General features: G+C 57.2%; 16 protein-coding genes. 10 read left to right on the top strand and 6 right to left on the bottom strand.

Features of this window, described 5'->3' with window-relative positions:
• Together tamB and tamA are read right to left on the bottom strand one after the other, a co-directional pair.
• On the bottom strand, window positions 1–3,777 hold the full coding sequence (tamB, locus tag P349_RS12710; RefSeq protein ID WP_032651424.1) for an autotransporter assembly complex protein TamB: 3,777 nt from the start codon (window positions 3,775–3,777) through the stop codon (window positions 1–3).
• Window positions 3,774–5,507: an autotransporter assembly complex protein TamA gene (gene tamA, locus P349_RS12705; protein WP_032651421.1), complete on the bottom strand. Its 1,734-nt coding sequence runs from the start codon at window positions 5,505–5,507 to the stop codon at window positions 3,774–3,776. The genes tamB and tamA overlap by 4 nt, the downstream gene beginning before the upstream one ends.
• Window positions 5,508–5,731: 224 nt before the next feature.
• Between tamA and msrA the strand changes: the two genes are divergently transcribed.
• Window positions 5,732–6,373: a peptide-methionine (S)-S-oxide reductase MsrA gene (gene msrA, locus P349_RS12700; protein WP_032651418.1), complete on the top strand. Its 642-nt coding sequence runs from the start codon at window positions 5,732–5,734 to the stop codon at window positions 6,371–6,373.
• Here msrA and P349_RS12695 read toward each other — a convergent pair whose 3' ends face one another.
• On the bottom strand, window positions 6,374–7,432 hold the full coding sequence (locus P349_RS12695) for a LacI family DNA-binding transcriptional regulator (protein ID WP_032651415.1): 1,059 nt from the start codon (window positions 7,430–7,432) through the stop codon (window positions 6,374–6,376). It lies immediately after the preceding gene.
• Between the two features lie 192 nt (window positions 7,433–7,624).
• On the opposite strand from P349_RS12695, the gene P349_RS12690 reads away from it, so the two are divergent.
• The 6 genes from P349_RS12690 (at window position 7,625) to P349_RS12665 (ending at window position 15,235) form a co-directional block, all read left to right on the top strand.
• Entirely contained in the window at window positions 7,625–8,776 is a 1,152-nt protein-coding gene (locus P349_RS12690) for a Gfo/Idh/MocA family protein (RefSeq protein ID WP_032651410.1), read from the top strand.
• A gap of 16 nt (window positions 8,777–8,792) precedes the next feature.
• On the top strand, window positions 8,793–9,962 hold the full coding sequence (locus P349_RS12685) for a Gfo/Idh/MocA family protein (protein WP_032651408.1): 1,170 nt from the start codon (window positions 8,793–8,795) through the stop codon (window positions 9,960–9,962).
• 11 nt (window positions 9,963–9,973) lie between these two features.
• Complete coding sequence (locus P349_RS12680; protein WP_032651407.1) at window positions 9,974–11,041, top strand: Gfo/Idh/MocA family protein; 1,068 nt, start codon at window positions 9,974–9,976, stop codon at window positions 11,039–11,041.
• Between the two features lie 12 nt (window positions 11,042–11,053).
• A complete protein-coding gene (locus P349_RS12675) occupies window positions 11,054–12,076 on the top strand; it encodes a Gfo/Idh/MocA family protein (protein WP_032651406.1) in 1,023 nt (340 codons plus the stop codon).
• Between the two features lie 79 nt (window positions 12,077–12,155).
• Window positions 12,156–13,703 (top strand): MFS transporter, encoded by a 1,548-nt coding sequence (locus P349_RS12670; RefSeq protein ID WP_032651405.1) that lies wholly within the window; start codon window positions 12,156–12,158, stop codon window positions 13,701–13,703.
• A gap of 194 nt (window positions 13,704–13,897) precedes the next feature.
• A complete protein-coding gene (locus tag P349_RS12665) occupies window positions 13,898–15,235 on the top strand; it encodes a hemolysin family protein (RefSeq protein WP_023310162.1) in 1,338 nt (445 codons plus the stop codon).
• 71 nt (window positions 15,236–15,306) lie between these two features.
• Here P349_RS12665 and P349_RS12660 read toward each other — a convergent pair whose 3' ends face one another.
• Window positions 15,307–15,513 carry a DUF1107 domain-containing protein gene (locus P349_RS12660; RefSeq protein WP_008501430.1) on the bottom strand — a complete coding sequence of 69 codons (207 nt, stop codon included), beginning with the start codon at window positions 15,511–15,513 and terminating at the stop codon, window positions 15,307–15,309.
• A 324-nt stretch (window positions 15,514–15,837) separates the two neighbouring features.
• Here P349_RS12660 and P349_RS12655 point away from each other — a divergent pair, with 324 nt between their 5' ends.
• Window positions 15,838–16,395 carry a YtfJ family protein gene (locus P349_RS12655; RefSeq protein WP_032651402.1) on the top strand — a complete coding sequence of 186 codons (558 nt, stop codon included), beginning with the start codon at window positions 15,838–15,840 and terminating at the stop codon, window positions 16,393–16,395.
• Here P349_RS12655 and cysQ read toward each other — a convergent pair.
• On the bottom strand, window positions 16,389–17,129 hold the full coding sequence (cysQ, locus tag P349_RS12650) for a 3'(2'),5'-bisphosphate nucleotidase CysQ (RefSeq protein ID WP_024907298.1): 741 nt from the start codon (window positions 17,127–17,129) through the stop codon (window positions 16,389–16,391). The genes P349_RS12655 and cysQ overlap by 7 nt on opposite strands.
• A gap of 190 nt (window positions 17,130–17,319) precedes the next feature.
• On the opposite strand from cysQ, the gene P349_RS12645 reads away from it, so the two are divergent.
• Window positions 17,320–19,263 carry a bifunctional 2',3'-cyclic-nucleotide 2'-phosphodiesterase/3'-nucleotidase gene (locus P349_RS12645; protein WP_032651401.1) on the top strand — a complete coding sequence of 648 codons (1,944 nt, stop codon included), beginning with the start codon at window positions 17,320–17,322 and terminating at the stop codon, window positions 19,261–19,263.
• A gap of 91 nt (window positions 19,264–19,354) precedes the next feature.
• Here P349_RS12645 and P349_RS12640 read toward each other — a convergent pair whose 3' ends face one another.
• Complete coding sequence (locus P349_RS12640; RefSeq protein ID WP_032651400.1) at window positions 19,355–19,741, bottom strand: winged helix-turn-helix transcriptional regulator; 387 nt, start codon at window positions 19,739–19,741, stop codon at window positions 19,355–19,357.
• Window positions 19,742–19,825: 84 nt separating this feature from the next.
• Here P349_RS12640 and P349_RS12635 point away from each other — a divergent pair, with 84 nt between their 5' ends.
• Window positions 19,826–20,674: an SDR family oxidoreductase gene (locus P349_RS12635; protein ID WP_032651398.1), complete on the top strand. Its 849-nt coding sequence runs from the start codon at window positions 19,826–19,828 to the stop codon at window positions 20,672–20,674.
• Window positions 20,675–20,746 lie beyond the last annotated feature (72 nt).

Consider the following 20,746-nt stretch of genomic DNA (forward strand, 5'->3'; position numbering starts at 1 on the left):
CTAAAACTCAAACTGATAGAGCAGATCAAGTGCCTGGTCTACGCCGGACACTGCTTCCAGATATAGCTTAGGCATCAGGCGATAGCGTAGCGTGAGTGTTGCCAGTGAGTCAAAGATCCCCACACCATATTTTACCTGCAGACCCGGCAGTACATAGCCGCTGACCACCACCTGCGAGGAGTCACCCACGCCCTGGGTGTCCAGCGCCAGATTGCTTACGCCGAACGTCTCGCCGATTTTACCCACAACCTGCCCACTTTGTGCAACCCCCAGACCCACTAACATCGAGGTCATCGCCGCACTGTCGCTTTGTCCGCTGTCCAGACCTTGTCCACGCAGCAGATAAGAGAGGGCTTCCTGCTGCGACATCGCCGGGTCAGAGAAGATCTCCGCCTTCGGTTCGTCGGCGGAACCGGTGACGCGAACGCCAGCAATAACGTCGTTTTCCGTCGCTTCCGGGTTACGAATCGCTTCGATGTTTAACAGGGGCTGATCCGGTGGGCCGGAGAACAGCAGCTCGCCTTTACGAACAATCAGATCCTGACCATAGGCATGGAAACGCCCTTCAGGAATGTTGATCTGCCCGTTCAGGCCAAGCCCTTGTTTATCCTGCGCCACTTTCAGGTCGCCCGTGAGCCTCGCCTTCAGCCCAAACGCATTCAACCGCACGTTATTCCCCACGTGCACGGTAAGATTACTATTAATCGGTATGCCAGCGCTCTTCTGTTCGACAGGTTTCAGATTTTCATTGAGCATAACTTCATCACTTGAGACGCCGACCGCACTTTCCGGCACGTCGTGAACCACAATGCGCGCCCACGGCACGTCGACGCGACCGTCAAGCGTGAAGAGGCTTGGTGTGGCTTCAAAGACCACATCAGGCGAGACGTCCAGGCGCACCATCGGCGGTACGGTGATGCGCACCTTACTGCCCTTCGCGGCAATACGGGCGCGCCAGTTGTCGAGCTGGCTCCAGTCCGCGTCGCCGCTCAGGTTGATTTGCCCTTGCTGCGTCAGTACCGAGCCGCTCAGCGTCGAGCTCATGCCGTTGAAGTTCATCGCGATCTGGCTGGGCTGCATGTCAAACGGCATAAAGTTGCCGTCGATATCCACGCCGCTGAGGCGCAGCTGGCCAAACAGCTGAGGGCTTTGCGCGTTGCCGGCCAGGCGCAGGTTAGCGTTCAGCATGCCTTCGGCTTTTTCCCCACGCGCGAAAATCGGGTTCACCATCGCCAGGTTGAAGTTTCGGATGTTAACGTTGCCGCCCAGATTACGCCGTCCCTGCGGGTCGGTAATCTGGACCTGACCATCCAACTGACCGTTATTGGTCAGGCGGATTGTCCACCCCAGCTGTGCGCGATTGTTATGCAGATCGGCACTCAGGTTCAGGGTGTCGAACGCCACCGGCAGCGGCGCGTCGTTGACCTCCTGCGTTACCTTCACGTTACGCCCGGAGAGCGTCACGCTGCCCTGCGGCAGCCCCTCTTTGGTGGTGTCCCAGGCGACATCGGCTTTCCCGCTGAAGACGCCGCTGGCCTGCGTGGTATCCGGCATAAACGGCTTCAGCATCGCCAGATCGAAGCGGTTGAGGTTGATCTGCGCGCGCCCTTCCGCGCCCGCATCGATGGTCTGCGGCACGCACAGCTCCGCATTCGGGTTGGTCCAGCAGTGTGGCCCAATACTGATCTTCTGCTCGGCGTTGCGGTAGTCCAGGGCAATGGCGCGCGACAGCGCCAGCGGCCCAACAGGGGTGTTGAAACGGGTATTATCCAGCGTCCCTTTCCAGCGCTCCTCTTTGCGGTCGAAGCTGCCGGTCAGGTGCAGCTGGCCGGAGACCGGCTCGCCCTGCACGCGTAGCTGCAGGTCGTGCTGCTTCTCGTTGCCTTTAGCGTCCAGGGTGACCAGGCTAATGTTCACGTCCGGCTGAGAAATACGTTCCACGCGCAGGTTCAGGTTACCGCCGATCTGGTCGGTGGATTTCACATCCCCCTCCACGCGAACCCGGGCAACGCTCAACTCCTGCCAGCGCAGGTTATTGGCGGTGATATCCGCCAGCAGCTGCGGCGCATCTACCGTGCCGCGCACCTTCACGAGCCCCTTCGCCGTACCGCCAAGCCCCGGCAGGGCGTTATCCAGATTCGGCGCGTCGATGGTGGCGTCAAGGTTGAGATCTTTCACCCCCAGCTCGCCTTTGATATCCGCCGTGTTGCGACCCAGGGCCACGTGCAGGCCCGGGATAACCCACTGCAGATAGCTGTTGCCTTTCACCGAGCCTTCAACGTTTACCTTGTTCTGCTTCACGTTCCCGGTGAGCTTGATCTCCGGCACGTCCATCTGCCACGTGCCGCCGTACAGGCTGCCGCGCGTTTTGATCAGGCCATCCAGCTTCGACGGCCAGTCCGGCACCTCTTTGGCGGTGTTAATGCCCGTCAGCTTCAGCTCGCCGCGCCAGCTGATCGCCTGCTGCCAGTCGAGCAGCGCGGTCAGCTCGGTTTTGCCCTCCAGCGCCGCGACGGTCAGCTTGTCGAGGTTGACCTGCTGTTCGTTGCCCTTCGCATCCAGGGTGATGTTCGCGGGCGGCACGCCCTGCCCCTTCACCGCGGTGCGGAAAGAGAGCGTGTAGTCAGTCATCTTGCCGCTCAGCTTTAGCTTCAGGTCATCGGCCTGGAACTGCTTTTCACCGGTGAACGGCCAGGAAAGCTGCTTGCTGACAACCTCAAGATTGAGCGGCAGCCCGGCTTCCGCCAGCTGGGTTTGCGCACGCAGGGCCATATCCACCGGGCCGGAGAGATTCACGCCAACATCGAGCTTATCGCGCAGCGCTCCGCCCACCTTGACCTTCACTTTCTCGCCTTTCAGCGGGTCGATGTTCAGGGTGCTATTCAGCGTGATATCCACCGGCCAGCTGTCGCGCAGCAGCGCATTACCCGACGCATTCACCGAGCCCTGGTTGGTGTCGATATCCAGCGCGTCGAGCTTCATGTTGCCGTCAATGCTGCTGACCTTCAGCAGCATGTTATAGACCGTCAGGTCGGTATCACCGGTCAGGCGCAGCTGTTCGCCTTTGAATTCCTCGATGTTAAGGTTCAGCGGCAGATGAACGTCGGTCATTTCCGGCAGCACTGGCTTCGAGAAGAGGTCTTTCAGCGTTTCGCCCAGCGGCTTTTCTTCCGGCTGCGGATTCTGGATCTTCGGCTCGACGATCTCTTCCTGCGCCACGTCGGCCACTTTCGGCAGCGCGATCAGCAAGCCCTGCAGGGACGTTGGTGTCAGGGTGAGGTTTTTCTCCTGCCAGCGCAGGCCGGAGGTGAAATCCATCACGGACACGGTGGTGTCGTCGATTTTGATATTGACGTTATCGAGCGCCACCCGATAAAGCGCGATCGGGTACGGCGTGGAGAGATTCAGCGGGCCGCTGTCTTCTTCTTCAACCGGCGCAGACTTCGGCATTTTCTTTGAATCTATCGCCACGTTGACATCTTTTAGCGACAGATCGTTGACGCAGAGCTTGCTGTCACGCAGACAGCCCAGCTTTACCGCGAGATGGAACTCCCCGGCGTTGACCGCCACGCCCGGCTGCTCATAGCGGATGTTCTTCAGGCGCAGGTCGCGCCAGCCGCCCGTCACCTGACCAATCTCCAGCCCCGGCACCCAGCGGTTCGCGGCGTTAAACAGCAGATGCAGCCCGGTCGTCGTTCCTACCAGAAACGCCACCGTCCCGAGCAGCAGCACGATAAAGATCAGCACTCCGAGGCTTATTTTCTTCCATAAACTCATAATTCAGGCCCCAGACCGATGTAAAACTGTAATCCGTGTTCATCTTTGTCGCCGACAGGCACGGCAAAATCGAGCTTGATGGGCCCGACGGGTGACTGCCAGCGCACGCCGACGCCCGCGCCGGTTTTAAAGTCGCTGCGGCGGATATCGTTTACCGCTTCACCGCCGTCAACAAACATCGCGCCCCACCACTTTCCGCTGACGTTGTACTGGTACTCCAGCGAGCCCGTCGCCAGTTTTGACGCACCGGTCAGCTGGCCCTTTTCGTTCTCAGGTGAGATCGATTTGTACTTATACCCGCGAATGCTGCGGTCGCCCCCGGCGAAGAAGCGCAGGTCCGGCGGAACGCGCTCGAAGTCTCCCGTTTCAATCCAGCCGAGATTGCCGCGCATCACAAAGCGATGTTTGTCGTACAGCGTACGGATCCAGACGTTTTGCGCCTGCATGACGGAGAAGTCCACGTCGGAGCCCCAGGCGGAGTTGGAATAATCTATGGAGTAGCGCTGCGAGTCGCCCCAGGTCGGCATCAGGCCCCCACGCGAGCGGGTACGGCTGATCATCACGCCCGGATAAAGCAGCATAGTGGTATTGGTGACGTTGGCCTGGGTAAAGTGGTCCAGGCTCCAGCGCAGGTTAATGGCGCGCTGCCAGCCGCTGGAGAGATCCCAGAAGCGGGAGACGGCAAGCGTCGTAGAGTCCTGCTTTGTGTCGTTTAAATCGGTGCGCTTAAAACCGCCCTGCAGAAGGTAATATTGCTCAAGCGGATTTTTTAGCAGCGGCATTTTGTAGCTGAAGTCCAGCTGCTGCTCGGGCGCAGAGAGGCTCAGGCTGGTAGTCAGGCTGTGACCGTACGAGTTCATCCACGGTTTTTTCCACGAGGTTTTCACGCGTGGTCCCACATCCGTCGAGTAGCCAACACCGGTCTCAATGGTGTTCTCGGTGCGCGGCGAAACAACGCCATGCAGCGGCAACACCTTGGTTTTGCGAGACTTATCAAATTCCGGCGCGACAACCACGGAGTTAAACCAGCCGGTAGCTGAGAGGCGTCGGTTCAGCTCTCCGAGGTCACTCGACTGGTAGTAATCCCCTTTTTTGAACGGCACGAGGTTTTGCAGGTACTCTTCACGAATTTGCGAACCTTCGAACGTCACGTCGCCAAAGCGGTAGCGTTCCCCGCTGTCGTAGTCGATATCCCAGAAGGCCTGACGTCGATCCAGCGCAATGCCCAGCTGGCTTTTATTAAACTGGCTGTCAAAGTAGCCCTTACGCAGGGAAACACTCGTCAGCTCTTTCTTGAAATGGTCGTAGTCACCGTGGTTGAGCACGGTGCCGACTTTTGGCCGCGTGCTGAGCAGGTCCAGGTAATCCCGGTCGGTACGCGCCCCGCCGCGCAGGATAACGTTCGTGCCGCCAATCAGTACCGGCTCACCCGGCGAAACGCGGGCAATGAGGACCTGGCGCCCCTTCTTTGGCGGCGGGCGAAGATCAAAATCAATGGTGGGTTCGTAATACCCCAGCGCTTTCAGCCCTTCACGGATCGCATCATCGACGCGCGCGCGAAAACGCCGGTCCGGCGTCACCTCATCACTCTGGATGGTCGATAGCTGCGCACGCACGTTTTTTTCCAGCGCCCCGGATAACCCCTCAACCTGCAAACGGACATTCGCCGCGCTGGCAATCCCGCTTGTCAGCAACACACTGACTAAACATAACTGGCGGATTTTTGTCACGTTTTCTCCTGAATATCCCTGTTTCCACCCTGGAAGCAAATGAAGTGCCGCTCCGCGGCAAAATACGGCCTGTTGGCCAAAAACCCGAATCGCGGGTTGAAAATGGGTGTAACACCCAAATATTTCTTATGATTAAATCTAGACTCATTCAGCGCATTTATTGTGTTCAATTAAACGCTTCGTGACAACCTTAACTGAAACATCGCACCCCGGGAGGCCCCATCGTGAGTTTATTCGACAAAAAGCATCTGGTTTCACAAACCGATGCATTACCGGGACGCAACACCCCTATGCCTGTGGCGACCTTACACGCCGTCAATAACCATTCCATAACCAACGTGCCGGAGGGAATGGAAATCGCCCTGTTCGCCATGGGCTGCTTCTGGGGCGTTGAGCGCCTCTTCTGGCAGTTGCCCGGCGTTTACAGCACGGCGGCTGGCTACACGGGCGGTTACACGCCGAATCCGACCTATCGCGAAGTCTGCTCCGGCGAAACCGGGCATGCGGAAGCGGTACGCGTGGTCTATGACCCTGCGGTGATTAGCTACGAGCAGCTCCTGCAGGTCTTCTGGGAAAACCACGACCCGGCGCAGGGCATGCGTCAGGGCAACGACCACGGCACCCAGTACCGTTCGGCCATTTATCCGCTCACGCCTGAGCAGGATGCCGCCGCGCGCGCCAGCCTGGAGCGTTTCCAGCAGGCCATGCGTGAAGCGGGCGATACGCGCGAGGTGACCACGGAAATCGCGACGGCGAAACCGTTCTACTACGCCGAGGACGATCACCAGCAGTACCTGCATAAAAACCCGTACGGCTACTGCGGCATCGGGGGCATCGGCGTCTGCCTGCCGCCACAGCTGGCCTGATTACTCATCCAGCGCCACGCGAGCCGCGTGGCGCGTGGCGTTGCTGACCGACCCGTAATCCATCATTTTGCCCTGTAACAGCAGGTTAAAGACCGCTGCCTGCGGTCGGTTGAGCCGCGTTTGCAGCAGGTGAACGGCCTCAATCCCCAGCTCGCGGCAGGGTACCGTGACGCCGGTGACCGGTTTTTCCAGACGGTGCGCTAAATTCCATGCAAAATCGGTCGTAATCAGCGAAATGTCTTCCGGAATGCGCAGCCCGTGGCGCGTTAACACCCTCACCACCCCTTCCACCATGCGGGTACTGTTCGGAAAAATCACCTCCGGCCACTGGGATCGGTCATGACTCACTAACCACGCATCCAGCGCCTGCTCGGCCTCTTCCGCGGTAAACCACTCCGTCACGAGCAAATCGCGCTGCGGGTCAAAGGCGACGTGAAAATGGCGATACGCCTCTTTGATGCCGTCCAGACGCGCGTACAGCGTATCCCGACGCAGGCAGGTGAGCGTGAGCACGCGGCGATGACCCTGCTCGAAAAGGTACTGCATGGCGGTGAAGCCAATCGCCCGGTGATCGGGCGACACAGCATCCAGCACCCGATCCCGATCGACGGAATTAATCAACACGCAGGGCTTATTCAGCGTGCTGGCCAGTTTAAATATGGTGGAATCATCAGTGCCAATAATAATTATCGCGTTGATATTCTTATGACTGGCCTTTTCCATAAAGACTTTCACATCGGCGTGCTGTTCTTCTAAACCACAGCACGTGACCCACACATTATGCCGCGCGCAGGCTTCCGCAATTCCTTTCGTCACTTCCAGATAAAAAATATCCCCGCGTCCCTGAAAGGTTCTTTCCGGCGCAAAAACAGCGATTCCGTTAATTAACAGTCTTCCGCTGGCCATGGACTCCAGCACGCCTAATTCTCGCGCGGTGCGAACGATCGCCTCCCTGGCTTTATCGCTGGTGTAAGACTTGCCGCTTAATACCCGCGAAACCGTGCTGACGGAATAGCCCGTCAGGGCCGCAATTTCCTCCATTTTTAACTTGCCCGGCATAGTGTGACCTCGCTCTCATTCAGTTTTTGCAAATATTTGCAGAAACAGTCCGTTGATTTTAAAACTAAATTTCAGAAAGCCTGGAGATTACTTAATCACCTTGCGAGTATTCTCACAAAAACACATTGTCGCTGCCGCTCCCCTTTCCTATTTTCCGGTCATCACTCATTTCAACTGAAATTAAGGTGTGACATGGAGAAGGTACGTTTTGGCATTATTGGAATAGGGAATATCGGTACGGTCCACGCGCGTTATTTACTGGCGGGTACGGTCAGCGACGCCTGCCTGGCGGCGGTTTGTGATAATGCACCGGAAAAGCATCCGGCTATTCGCCAGCTGGTCGGCACCCTCCCCTTATTCAGCGACGCGCAGGAGATGCTCCAGAGCGGGCTTATCGACGCGGTGATTGTCGCCACGCCGCACTACGAGCATCCGCGCCTGTCGATGCTGGCGATGCGCAACGGCATCCACACCCTGTGTGAAAAACCGGCGGGCGTGTATACCGCCCAGGTGCAGGAGATGAACGCCTGCGCCCAGGCGTGCGATGTGGTGTTCGGCATCATGTACAACCAGCGCCCGAACCCGCTCTACCAGAAGGTGAAAGATCTGATCGACAGCGGCGAGCTGGGTGAGATCCGCCGCTCCAACTGGATCATCACCAACTGGTATCGCTCGCAGAGCTATTACAACTCCGGCGGCTGGCGCGCCACCTGGAAAGGGGAAGGCGGCGGCGTGCTGCTTAACCAGGACCCGCACCAGCTCGATCTCTGGCAGTGGCTGGTCGGCATGCCGGTCCGCCTGCGCGCGTTCTGCCAGTTCGGTAAGCATCGTCAAATCGAAGTGGAAGACGAGGTCACCGCCTACGCCGAGTATGCCAACGGCGCAACGGGCGTGTTTATCACCACCGTGGCGGAAACGCCGGGCACCAACCGGCTGGAAATCGTCGGCGATCGCGGCAAGGTGGTCGTCGAAGAGGGCAAGCTGCGCTACTGGCGGCTGCGGGAATCTGAAACCGCCTTCAACGCCCGCTGGCAAAACGGTTTTGGAGAGCCTGAATGCTGGGAGGTCACGCTTCCCGTCGCCCCGGAATGCAGCGAACATCACGTTATTACCGCCAACTTCTGTGCCGCCATTCTGCGCGGCGAACCGCTCATTGCGCCGGGTCTGGAAGGGATCCGCGGGTTGACGCTCTCCAATGCCATGCACCTCTCTACCTGGACCGACGACTGGGTCGAACTCCCGCTCAACGAAAAACAGTATTTGCGCCTGCTTCAGCAGCGCATCAGCACCTCAGTGGCTAAAGAGACAGCCAGCGTCACGCTGGATGCCTCCGGCACCTGGTAACTCCGGAGAAGAATCGATGTTAAATGTCGCTATCGTGGGAACAGGGAATATCTCGCACAACCATATTCAGGGCTATTTGCAGTTTGGTCAGCGCTGCCGGATCGTCGCGCTGGTGGATATTTACCCGGAAAAAGCCCACGAGAAAAAAACGCGCTACGGCCTGACGGACGCCCGGGTGTATGACAGCCACCAGCAGATGCTGGCGTCAGAGCCGGATATCGATATCGTCGACGTCTGCACGCCGCCCTACGTCCACGCAGAGATCGGCATTGATGCCCTGAACGCGGGCTACCACGTGCTGTGCGAAAAACCGATGGCCGCCTCGCTGGAGGAGTGCGACGCGATGATCGCCGCACAAAAGGCCAGCGGCAAAACGCTCTCCATCATTGCCCAAAACCGCTTTACCGATGCCTTCTGGCGCTTAAAAGCAGCGCTGGATTCGGAGCTTGCGGGCAAGGTTTGCCACGCGCAGGTGGACTCCTTCTGGTGGCGCGGACACTGCTACTACGACCTGTGGTGGCGCGGCACCTGGGAAAAAGAGGGCGGCGGCTGCACCCTTAACCACGCGGTTCACCACATCGACGCCATTCAGTGGATGCTCGGCTTCCCGTCCGAGGTGGTGGCGATGATGACCAACGTGGCGCACGACAACGCTGAAGTCGAAGACCTCAGCGCCGCGATCTTCAAATACCCCAGCGGCGCGCTCACCCAGCTTACCGCCTCGGTCGTGCACCACGGGGAAGACCAGAAAATCATTATTCAGGGTGACAAGGCACGTATCTCTGCGCCGTGGCAGGCCTTTGCCAGCGTCAGCGCCGATAACGGCTTCCCGCAGGAGACTAACGATCTGACGCGAGAAGCGCAGCTCAACGCCGTTTTTCAGGGGACGCCGAAGCTCGAGTGGACGCTGCACACCGGGCAGATTAACGACCTGCTTTCCGCCATCGAGCACGGCACGGCGCCGTTAGTGGATGGCCTGCAGGGCAAACGCTCGCTGGAGCTGATTACCGCGATCTACAAATCTGCCATTACCCGCACCGTGGTCTCGCTGCCGATTCAGCGCGACGACCCGTTTTACCGTACCGGCGGGACGAATGCCCTCGCCCCCCGTTTTTATGAAAAATCCGCAAGCGTCGCCAACTTCAGCGAAGTGGGTGCGATCCCCCTTGGCAAAGATCTGGATTAAGGAGTGACACCATGAACAAAAATGACGGAATGAACTACGCCCCGGTGGGTAAACCCCAGCCGGTTGTCTGCGAGGGGGAATTTGTTTTTGCCGCTGCCGCGCTCGACCACGGCCATATCTACGGCATGAGTAACGGTCTGATAGAAGCCGGAGCCACGCTGAAGTGGGTATACGATCCCGATCCGGCCAAAGTGGATAAATTCATCCAGCAATACCCGCAGGCAAAAGTGGCGGAGTCGCTGGAGGTGATACTCAACGACGACGAGGTGCGCCTGGTGGCCGGTGCGGCCATCCCCTCCGAGCGCTGTGCGCTGGGGCTGAAAGCCATGGCCGCAGGCAAGGACTACTTCACGGATAAAGCGCCGCTCACCACTCTCGAACAGCTGGCGGATGCCAAAGCGATGGTTGAGAAAACCGGGCGGAAATACGCCGTGTACTACAGCGAACGTCTCCACGTGGAGAGTGCGGTGTTTGCCGGACAGCTGGTGCAGCAGGGGGCCATTGGCCGCGTGGTGCAAACCCTGGGAACCGGCCCGCACCGGGAAGGGACCGGCCGCCCGGACTGGTTCTACGATCGTCGCTATTTTGGCGGCATTCTGTGCGACATCGGCAGCCACCAGATTGAGCAATTTCTGTTTTACACGGGCAACAGTGAGGCATGCGTGGTCGCCAGCCAGGCACGCAATTTCAACCATCCGCAGCATCCGGCATTTGAAGATTTCGGCGACGCGACGATCAGAGGCGAAAACGGCGCCAGCGGCTATTTCCGCTGCGACTGGTTCACCCCGGACGGGCTCTCAACCTGGGGCGACGGCCGTCTGACGCTGCTCGGCACCGACGGGTATATCGAGATCCGCAAATATGTCGATCTCACCCGCGGCGAGCAGGACGTGGTTTATCTCGTCAATAAAGAGGGGGAATTCCGCTACCCGGTCGCCGGACAGGTCGGATTCCCGTTCTTTGGCGAACTGATCCTCGACTGTCTGCATCGTACCGAAAACGCCATGACGCAGGCGCACGCCTTCAAAGCGGCGGAGCTCTGCGTGAAGGCCCAGATGCTGGCCAACGCGACGGAATAACGGGAGGCGACAATGACGATCCTGAACACGGCGGTTATCGGTGCCGGAGCGATTCACGGCTGCCACGTGAACGCGTTGCGCCTGCTCCCCAACGTCGCGCTACGCGCGCTGGTGGACATCGACAGCGTCAAAGGGCTGGAGCTGGCAATGCGCTATCAGTGCCGCTTCTATCAGGATTACCGGGAAATGCTGCTGGATGATGCCATCGACGTGGTCCACATCTGCACGCCGCATTTCGAGCATAAGAACATGATCCTGGCGGCGCTCGCCGCCGGGAAGCATGTTTTCTGCGAAAAACCGGTGGGCATGAACAGCAGCGAACTCGTGGACATCACCCGTGCCGCCGAACAGGCGTCGGGTCTGCTCGGCGTGTGCTACCAGAACCGCCTCAACCCCACCAGCCTGCGCATTCGCCAGATGCTGGAGGACGGCGAGCTGGGAAAAATGCTCAGCATTAAGGCCGTGCTGACGTGGTCACGCTCGGGCGCGTACTACACCGAAAGCCCGTGGCGCGGGCGGCTGGCAACGGAAGGGGGCAGCCTGCTGATCAACCAGGCCATTCATACCCTCGACCTGATGCAGTGGTTCGCAGGCGGCGTAACGCGCGTGAAAGGCGTGGTGGACAGCGGCGAGCTGGCGGACGTGACCGAAGGGGAAGACAGCGCGATGGCCACACTGCACTTTGCCAACGGTGCCCGCGGCCTGTTTTACGCCAGCAACTGCAATACCACCGATTCCCCGCTTCTGATGGAGATCCACTGCGAACAGGGCTCGCTGCTGCTGCATAACAACGTCCTCTGGTGCATCGCCCGCGGCGAGCGGCTCAGGCTGGCCAGCGATGACTCTCCCGACGGCTCGGTCAAAAGCTACTGGGGTCTGGGGCACGAGCAGGCGATCCGCCGGTTTTATCATGCTATTTCTCATCCCGGAAACACGGATTACACCGACATCCATGAAGCCGGAAAATCACTCACCCTTGTGGAGGCTATTTACCGCTCATCTCAGTTAAGACAATGGATAGATATCAATAACTAGAACGTAATTTGTATTCCAGCACTCAATAAAAAACGACCCGGAAAAACGGGTTAATCATTACCCTACACTGGATATTATTATGGTCAAACCAACTGAACGTAGAGTGGGTTATGGCGTGGCGCTCGGCTACGGCGTAACCGATCTTTTTGGCGGGGGTGCGTTTACCATTATCGGCACCTGGCTGTTATTTTTTTACACCACCTATTGCGGACTCTCAGTCATTGAAGCGGGATCTATATTCGCCATTGCCCGCGTGATTGATGCGCTATTAAGCCCGATTATGGGCTATATCACCGATAACTTCGGGGATACCTGGCTCGGGCGTAAATTTGGCCGTCGCCGCTTCTTTTTATTACTCAGCTCACCGCTCATGTTTTTGTATGCCCTGCTGTGGATGACGGACATGGGTTACTGGTACTACCTGGGCACTTACCTCTCTATTGAACTGCTGTCGGCGATGGTGCTGGTACCCTGGGAGACCCTGGCGGCTGAGATGACGAACCGGTATGAAGAGCGTAGCCGCCTGTCCGGCGTGCGGATGATCTGCTCCCAGCTGGGCGGTTTTCTTGCGGTTTCGGTTCCCGGCGTGATTATGCAGTTTACGGGTAAAGATAATCCGTTTACCTATACCCTCACTGGGCTGATATTTTCCTGCGTGTTCTGCCTTGCGGTATTTATTACCTGGTACACCACCTGGGAAGCGAAGGATGTGCAGCAGGAATCCAGTTTTAAAGTGGACAACCAGCGCAGCGGCGGGATACTCAATCACCTGAAATATCTGGTGCTGGATCTCTTTTCTTCATTCCGTATTCGCGCGTTTCGCCTGCATATCATTATTTACATCTTTTCATTCACGGCGATGGACGTGTTCGGTTCGGTCTTTACCTATTACGTCGTGTATTGCCTGAGTCAGGATGCCTCGGCGGTTTCCGGCTGGCTGAGTATTGCCGCCTTTGCCTCAGTACCGGGTACCTATGGATTTATGCTGTTGCTGAACCGGCTGAACGTCACGCCGTCTGCCGCCCTGCGGCTCTCCTACGGCTGTATCTTCCTGGTGCTGGCCTTCCTGTTTACGGTTTACCTCACCAAAACGCAGGTCCCGACGCTGCTGTTCTCCGCGGTCTTTATTCTGCTCGGTGCCGCCCGCTCTGGCCTCTACTATATTCCGTGGAATATCTACAGCTTCATTCCGGATATTGACGAGATGGTGACCCAGCAGCGCCGCGAGGGCATTTTTGCCGGGGTGATGGTCCTGACCCGCAAGAGCACCGTGGCGATTGCCATCATGATCATTGGCCTGGTGCTGCAGGAATCCGGCTTCGTGAAGGGCAGCGGCGTGCAGCCTGAAAGCGCGCTGGGGGCGATTATCGGCCTGATGATCTTCGCAACGGCAGCCCTGCTGGCGGTCAGCTTCTTCACCACCTACAGGTTCAAGCTCACCCGTGAGACGCACAAGCTGCTTCTGAAGGAGATTGCGCGCCGTAAGCTGGGTGGGGATTACCGCGACTGCGACGCCGGGACCCGCGTGGTGATCAAACAGCTCACAGGCTATGAGTATGACCAGGTGTGGGGAGGCGATGCTACCCGTCGGGCGGTGGGCGATGCCCGCCTGTCTACCGTGAAATAACGCGATGTACCGGACAGCGCCCGCTGTCCGGTCTGTTTTATGCCAAAAATGTGACCTCTGGCAGATTTACATCTCTTTACGCTATACTACCCGCTGAAATAATCGGCTCAACGCTACGAGCTGACGTTCAATGTGTTTTCACACAAATGGTATCAATTCCCCTTCTGAGGATCTGGCGAGAAGCCGGATAAACTATGTTAAACAGTATTTTAGTAATACTTTGTCTGATTGCCGTCAGTGCATTTTTCTCGATATCTGAGATCTCGCTGGCCGCGTCCCGTAAAATCAAACTGAAGCTGCTTGCCGATGAAGGCAACATCAATGCCACCCGCATCCTGAAAATGCAGGAAAACCCCGGCATGTTCTTCACCGTGGTGCAGATCGGCCTCAACGCGGTCGCCATTCTCGGCGGTATCGTGGGTGATGCGGCGTTTTCCCCGGCGTTTTATAGCCTCTTTGTTAAGTACATGTCCGTTGAGCTGGCCGAACAGCTGAGCTTTATCCTCTCCTTCTCGCTGGTCACCGGCCTGTTTATCCTCTTTGCCGACCTGACCCCGAAACGCATCGGTATGATTGCGCCAGAAGCTGTGGCTTTGCGTATCATCAACCCGATGCGCTTCTGTCTGTACGTGTTTCGTCCGCTGGTGTGGTTCTTCAACGGCCTGGCGAACGTGATTTTCCGCATCTTTAAGCTGCCGATGGTGCGTAAAGACGACATCACCTCTGACGACATTTATGCGGTCGTGGAAGCCGGCGCGCTGGCCGGTGTGCTGCGCAAGCAGGAGCACGAGCTGATTGAGAACGTATTTGAACTGGAATCCCGTACCGTGCCGTCTTCCATGACGGGCCGTGAAAGTATTATCTGGTTCGATTTACATGAAGATGAGCAGAGCCTGAAGAACAAAGTGGCGCAGCATCCGCACTCCAAGTTCTTGGTCTGTAATGAAGATATCGACCACATCATCGGTTACGTCGACTCCAAAGACCTGCTGAACCGCGTGCTGGCGAACCAGAGCCTGGCGCTGAACAGCGGCGTGCAGATCCGCAATACCCTGATTGTGCCGGACACCCTGACGCTCTCAGAAGCGCTGGAAAGTTTCAAAACCGCCGGGGAAGACTTCGCGGTTATCATGAACGAATACGCGCTGGTGGTGGGTATTATCACCCTGAACGACGTGATGACCACGCTGATGGGCGACCTGGTTGGCCAGGGGCTGGAAGAGCAGATTGTTCAGCGTGACGATAATTCATGGCTGATTGATGGCGGCACGCCGATTGAAGACGTGATGCGCGTGCTGGATATCGACGAGTTCCCGCAGTCCGGCAACTACGAGACCATCGGCGGCTTTATGATGTTTATGCTGCGTAAGATCCCGAAACGTACCGACTCGGTGAAGTTCTCCGGCTACAAGTTTGAGGTGGTGGATATTGATAACTACCGCATCGACCAGCTGCTGGTGACGCGCATCGACAACAAACCGACCGTACTGGTGCCGAAGCTGCCGGACGCGGAAGAGAAGGTGTCGGCGTAACGTTCCAGCCCCTACAAACATCAACGGCTCCCATCGGGAGCCGTCTTTTTAACTACTGCATAGCACGTTGGTTAAGCCATCTCAGTCTGCAGACGCATAACCTGACGGTTGACTTCGGACATCACAGACAGGTGCTGTTTGTCCTTCACTTTTGGGACAAGGATCTTGCCCTTATCAAACTCAAAAGCGCCAACATCCTTGATATACAACCGTCCACGGAACAGGATCTTCACGTACTTCGCCACTTGAAGCGGGTTGTAGCGTTGGAAAATTTTCATTCTTGTATCTCCTGCGAATCATACGCTCTTGCGGTGCCACAATCGGCCCGACTGTCCTGAGCGCAAATTTTAATGCCCAATGACTATAGACCAGAACTACGGTGTTACCCAGTGTGCATAAGTTTATTTACCGTTTGATTACAATTATTCAGAATAATCTTTGCAAAGCGTGACTGAGAGCAGTATAAGCCGTCGTTTTTTCATGGATATGTGCGTTCACCCGCAAACTGGCATCGGGATTGCGGGAAAACCACATTGATCGCACTTATCATTAAAAGCGCAAGACCAAGTGGTCGGATCACCTGCAAATAATAAGGAAACGCCATGACCCTACGTAATATCCTTGCAGCAGCCTGCCTGCTGCTGCCCCTGTGGGCTTCCGCTCACAGCATTGAAAAAGGACAACGTGTACCGCCAGTCGGCATTGCTGACCGGGGAGAATTGATTCTCGACAATGATAAGTTTAGCTACAAAGCCTGGAATAGCGCGCAGCTCGCGGGCAAAGTGAGAGTTGTACAACATATTGCCGGTCGTACATCCGCAAAAGAGAAAAATGCCAACCTGGTGGAAGCGATCAAGGCCGCAAAATTCCCTCACGACCGCTACCAGACCACCACGATCGTGAATACCGATGACGCCATTCCGGGCTCCGGGATGTTTGTGCGCTCAAGCCTTGAGAGCAATAAAAAGCTCTACCCGTGGTCGCAGTTTATCGTCGACAGCAACGGCGTCACCCGTAAGGCCTGGCAACTGGAAGAAGAGAGCTCCGCCATTATCGTGCTGGATAAAGAAGGTCGCGTTCAGTGGGTGAAAGACGGTGCGTTAACCCAGGAAGAGGTGCAGCAGGTTGTTGACCTGCTGCATAAGCTGCTGGCTCAATAAATCGAGACGCGGAAGCCGGGGTTGAGGAAGGATTCGCGCGGGGTATAGTCCAGCGGCTTGCCCTGCCAGTCATGAACATGCGCCCCGGCTGCCGCGGCAACGGCATGCCCGGCGGCGGTATCCCAGACGTTGGTTGGCCCGAAGCGGGGGTAGAGCTGCGCATGACCTTCCGCTACCAGACAGAATTTCAGCGATGAGCCAATCGAGGTGGTCTGGTGTTCACCCAGCTGTTGCAGATACTCCTGCAGCTCGCTGTCGCTGTGCGAGCGGCTAATCACCACCAGCGGTGGACGCGCATCGCGCACCTGGATCTGCTTGCGCACGCCGCACTCTTCCTTCCACGCCTTCCCTTCTGCGGCGCTGTACATCACTTTCATGACCGGCGCATAGACCACACCCAGCACCGCTTTTCCCTTTTCAATCAGGGCGATATTGACGGTGAATTCACCGTTGCGCTTGATGAACTCTTTTGTCCCGTCCAGCGGATCGACCAGCCAGTAGCGCTGCCAGTGCTGACGCTCCTCCCAGCTTTGCGGCGCTTCTTCTGACAGGACGGGGATGTCCGGCGTCAAGGCCTGTAACCCTTTCAGGATAACCTTATGTGCCGCAATATCCGCCGCCGTGACCGGAGAGTCGTCGGCTTTGCTGACCACCTCCATAGGTTTACTACCGTCATACACCTGCATGATGGCATCTCCCGCATCCCGCGCGAGCTGACAAATTTTATCTAGCATTTTCCACCTCTTTGTTAACGCAGTGAGGTTAACTCTTTGTTTTAGTTATATCGTAATGTGAACAATTCCGCTATCTGTGAAGCAATTCCGGTTTCAGGTTACATTTTTCTGTCAGGATTCACATTTCTGTAAGCAACAAGCTATAGATACATACTCTTTTGTGGTCTGCATCGAAAAAAGGACTCCTCTAATGATTAAGTTTAGTGCAACGCTTCTGGCGACGCTGATTGCAGCGAGCGTTCAGGCGGCGACGGTAGATCTGCGTATTCTGGAAACGACCGATCTGCACAGCAACATGATGGACTTCGATTACTACAAAGATACCCCGACGGAAAAATTCGGACTGGTACGTACGGCAAGTTTGATCAATGCCGCACGTGGCGAAGTGAAAAACAGCGTGCTGGTCGACAATGGCGATCTCATTCAGGGCAGTCCGCTCGGAGATTACATGGCGACCAAAGGGCTGAAAAAAGGCGAGACCCATCCTGTTTATAAAGCGATGAACACCCTGGATTATACCGTCGGAAACCTTGGCAACCATGAATTCAACTACGGTCTGAAATACCTCCATGACGCCCTGGCCGGTGCGAAATTCCCGTACGTTAATGCCAATATCATCGACGTTAAGACCCAAAAGCCGCTCTTTACCCCTTACCTGATTAAAGAGACAAGCGTCGTCGACAAGGACGGTAAAAAACAGACGCTAAAAATCGGCTATATCGGTTTTGTCCCGCCGCAGATCATGACGTGGGATAAGGCCAACCTCGACGGTAAAGTGACCGTGAACGACATCACCGAAACCGCGCGCAAATACGTGCCTGAAATGCGTAAAAAAGGCGCCGATCTGGTGGTCGTTGTCGCCCACTCGGGTCTCTCCGCCGATCCGTACCAGGCCATGGCAGAAAACTCCGTTTACTACCTCAGTGAGGTCCCGGGTGTCGACGCGATCCTCTTCGGCCATGCCCACGCGGTCTTCCCGGGCAAAGATTTCGCCGGCATCAAAGGGGCGGACATTGAGAAAGGCACGCTCAACGGCGTGCCGTCGGTGATGCCGGGCATGTGGGGCGACCATCTGGGCGTGGTGGACCTGGTGCTGAACAACGACAGCGGCAGCTGGAAGGTGACGCAGTCAAAAGCTGAAGCGCGCCCGATTTACGACGCTGCGGCTAAAAAATCACTGGCGGCTGAAGATAAAAAACTGGTCGACGTGCTGAAGCACGATCACGACGCCACGCGCGAATTCGTCAGCAAGCCGATCGGCAAATCCGCCGACAACATGTACAGCTTCCTGGCGCTGGTGCAGGATGACCCGACCGTTCAGGTCGTCAATATGGCGCAGAAAGCCTATACCGAACACTTTGTGCAGGGCGATCCGGATCTGGCAAAACTGCCTGTCCTGTCGGCCGCAGCGCCATTCAAAGTGGGCGGACGTAAGAATGACCCGGCAAGCTATGTGGAGGTCGAAAAGGGCCAGTTGACCTTCCGTAACGCCGCCGATCTCTACCTCTATCCGAATACTTTGGTGGTGGTTAAAGCCACCGGGAAAGAGGTGAAAGAGTGGCTGGAGTGCTCTGCCGGACAGTTTAACCAGATTGATCCGCACAGCAGCAAGCCGCAGTCGCTGATTAACTGGGACGGCTTCCGTACCTACAACTTCGACGTGATCGACGGCGTGAACTACCAGATTGACGTCACCCAGCCGGCGAAATATGACGGCGAGTGTCAGGCGATCAACCCGCAGGCGGAGCGCATCAAAAACCTGACCTTCAACGGCAAGGCGATCGACCCGAATGCCACTTTCCTGGTGGTGACCAATAACTATCGTGCCTACGGCGGTAAGTTTGCCGGTACGGGCGATAGCCACATCGCCTTTGCTTCTCCAGATGAGAACCGCTCGGTGCTGGCGGCGTGGATCAGCGCGGAGTCGAAAAAGGCGGGAGAAATTCATCCGGCGGTGGATAACAACTGGCGTCTGGCGCCGATCCACAGCGATACGCCGCTGGATATCCGTTTTGAAACGTCACCGTCCGACAAGGCAGCCGCGTTTATCAAGGAGAAGGCGCAATATCCGATGAAACAGGTCGCGACGGATGATATTGGGTTCGCGATTTATCAGGTGGATTTAAGCAAGTAGCGGCGATTGTGCCGGGTGGCGCTTCGCTTACCCGGCCTACGGGATGAAAGAGTACGGGTAGGCCGGGTAAGGCGAAGCCGCCACCCGGCTTTTACGCCGCGCGATCGTCCCGATTCGCCATCACCTTCGGCGTATTTACCTCAATCCAGTCCGCCAGCGCGGCGACTTTTTCGCTGACCTCAATACCCATCGGCGTCAGGCTATACTCTACGTGCGGCGGCACCACCGGATACGACACGCGATCGACAAACCCGTCCAGCTCCAGCGCCTGGAGCGACTGGGACAGCATCTTTTCGCTCACCCCGCCCATTTTACGGCGCAGATCGCTAAAGCGATGCGTTCCCTGGCGCAGGGCCAGCAGGATCAGGACACCCCAGCGGCTGGTCACGTGTTTGAGCACCTCGCGTGAAGGACACTGCTCCGCGAAAAGATTGCCATCGCGCATTTGTTCGCTGAGCGTCGGTATCGTTGTTTTCATACTTACCTTTTTGTACGTACTTACTAAAAGTTAGCTATGGTGCTAGTGTGCCACAACATCAGACAAACACGAAGGAGATTCACCATGATCGCGATTACCGGCGCTACAGGCCAGCTTGGCCATCTCGTTATCGAACAGCTGTTGAAAACCGTACCGGCCAGCCAGATTGTGGCCATCGTACGTAACCCGGCGAAAGCGCAAGCCTTAAGCCAGCAGGGGATTGTGGTGCGTCAGGCAGACTACACGGACGAAGCCGCCTTCGCCGCCGCGCTGAGCGGCGTGGATAAACTGCTGCTGATCTCTTCCAGTGAAGTCGGCCAGCGCGCAACCCAGCACCAGAACGTGATTAACGCCGCCAAAACGGCAGGGGTGAAATTTATCGCCTACACCAGCCTGCTGCACGCGGACAAATCCCCGCTCGGCCTGCACGTTGAACACGTTGCCACTGAAAAAGCGCTGGCGGCGTCCGGTATTCCTTATGCCCTGCTGCGCAACGGCTGGTATACCGAAAACTATCTGGCGAGCGCGCCGCCTGCCCTGGAACACGGCGTGTTTATTGGTGCGGCAGGCGAAGGCAAAATTGCCTCTGCCACCCGCGCAGACTATGCCGCGGCGGCAGCGAAAGTGATCGCTGAAGAGGGCCATGCGGGCAAGGTGTATGAACTGGCGGGCGACCACGGCTGGACGCTGAGCGAACTGGCGGCTGAACTCAGCAAACAGAGCGGGAAGCCGGTCACCTACCAGAATCTCAGTGAAGCGGATTTTGCCGCCGCGCTGAAAAGCGTCGGCCTGCCTGCCGGGCTGGCCGATATGCTGGCGGACTCCGATGTCGGTGCCTCCAAAGGGGGACTTTTTGACGATAGCCATACGCTGAGCAAACTGATCGGGCGCGCAACGACGCCGCTGGCGCAGAGCATCAAAGACATTTTGTAACGGCCTGACCGTTTTCTCCCGCGGCCGGGTGATTCCCCTTACCCGGCACGCACTTATATGGCATTCTGTCCT

The organism is Enterobacter sp. DC4 (assembly GCF_000568095.1).
Lineage (GTDB): Bacteria > Pseudomonadota > Gammaproteobacteria > Enterobacterales > Enterobacteriaceae > Enterobacter > Enterobacter pseudoroggenkampii.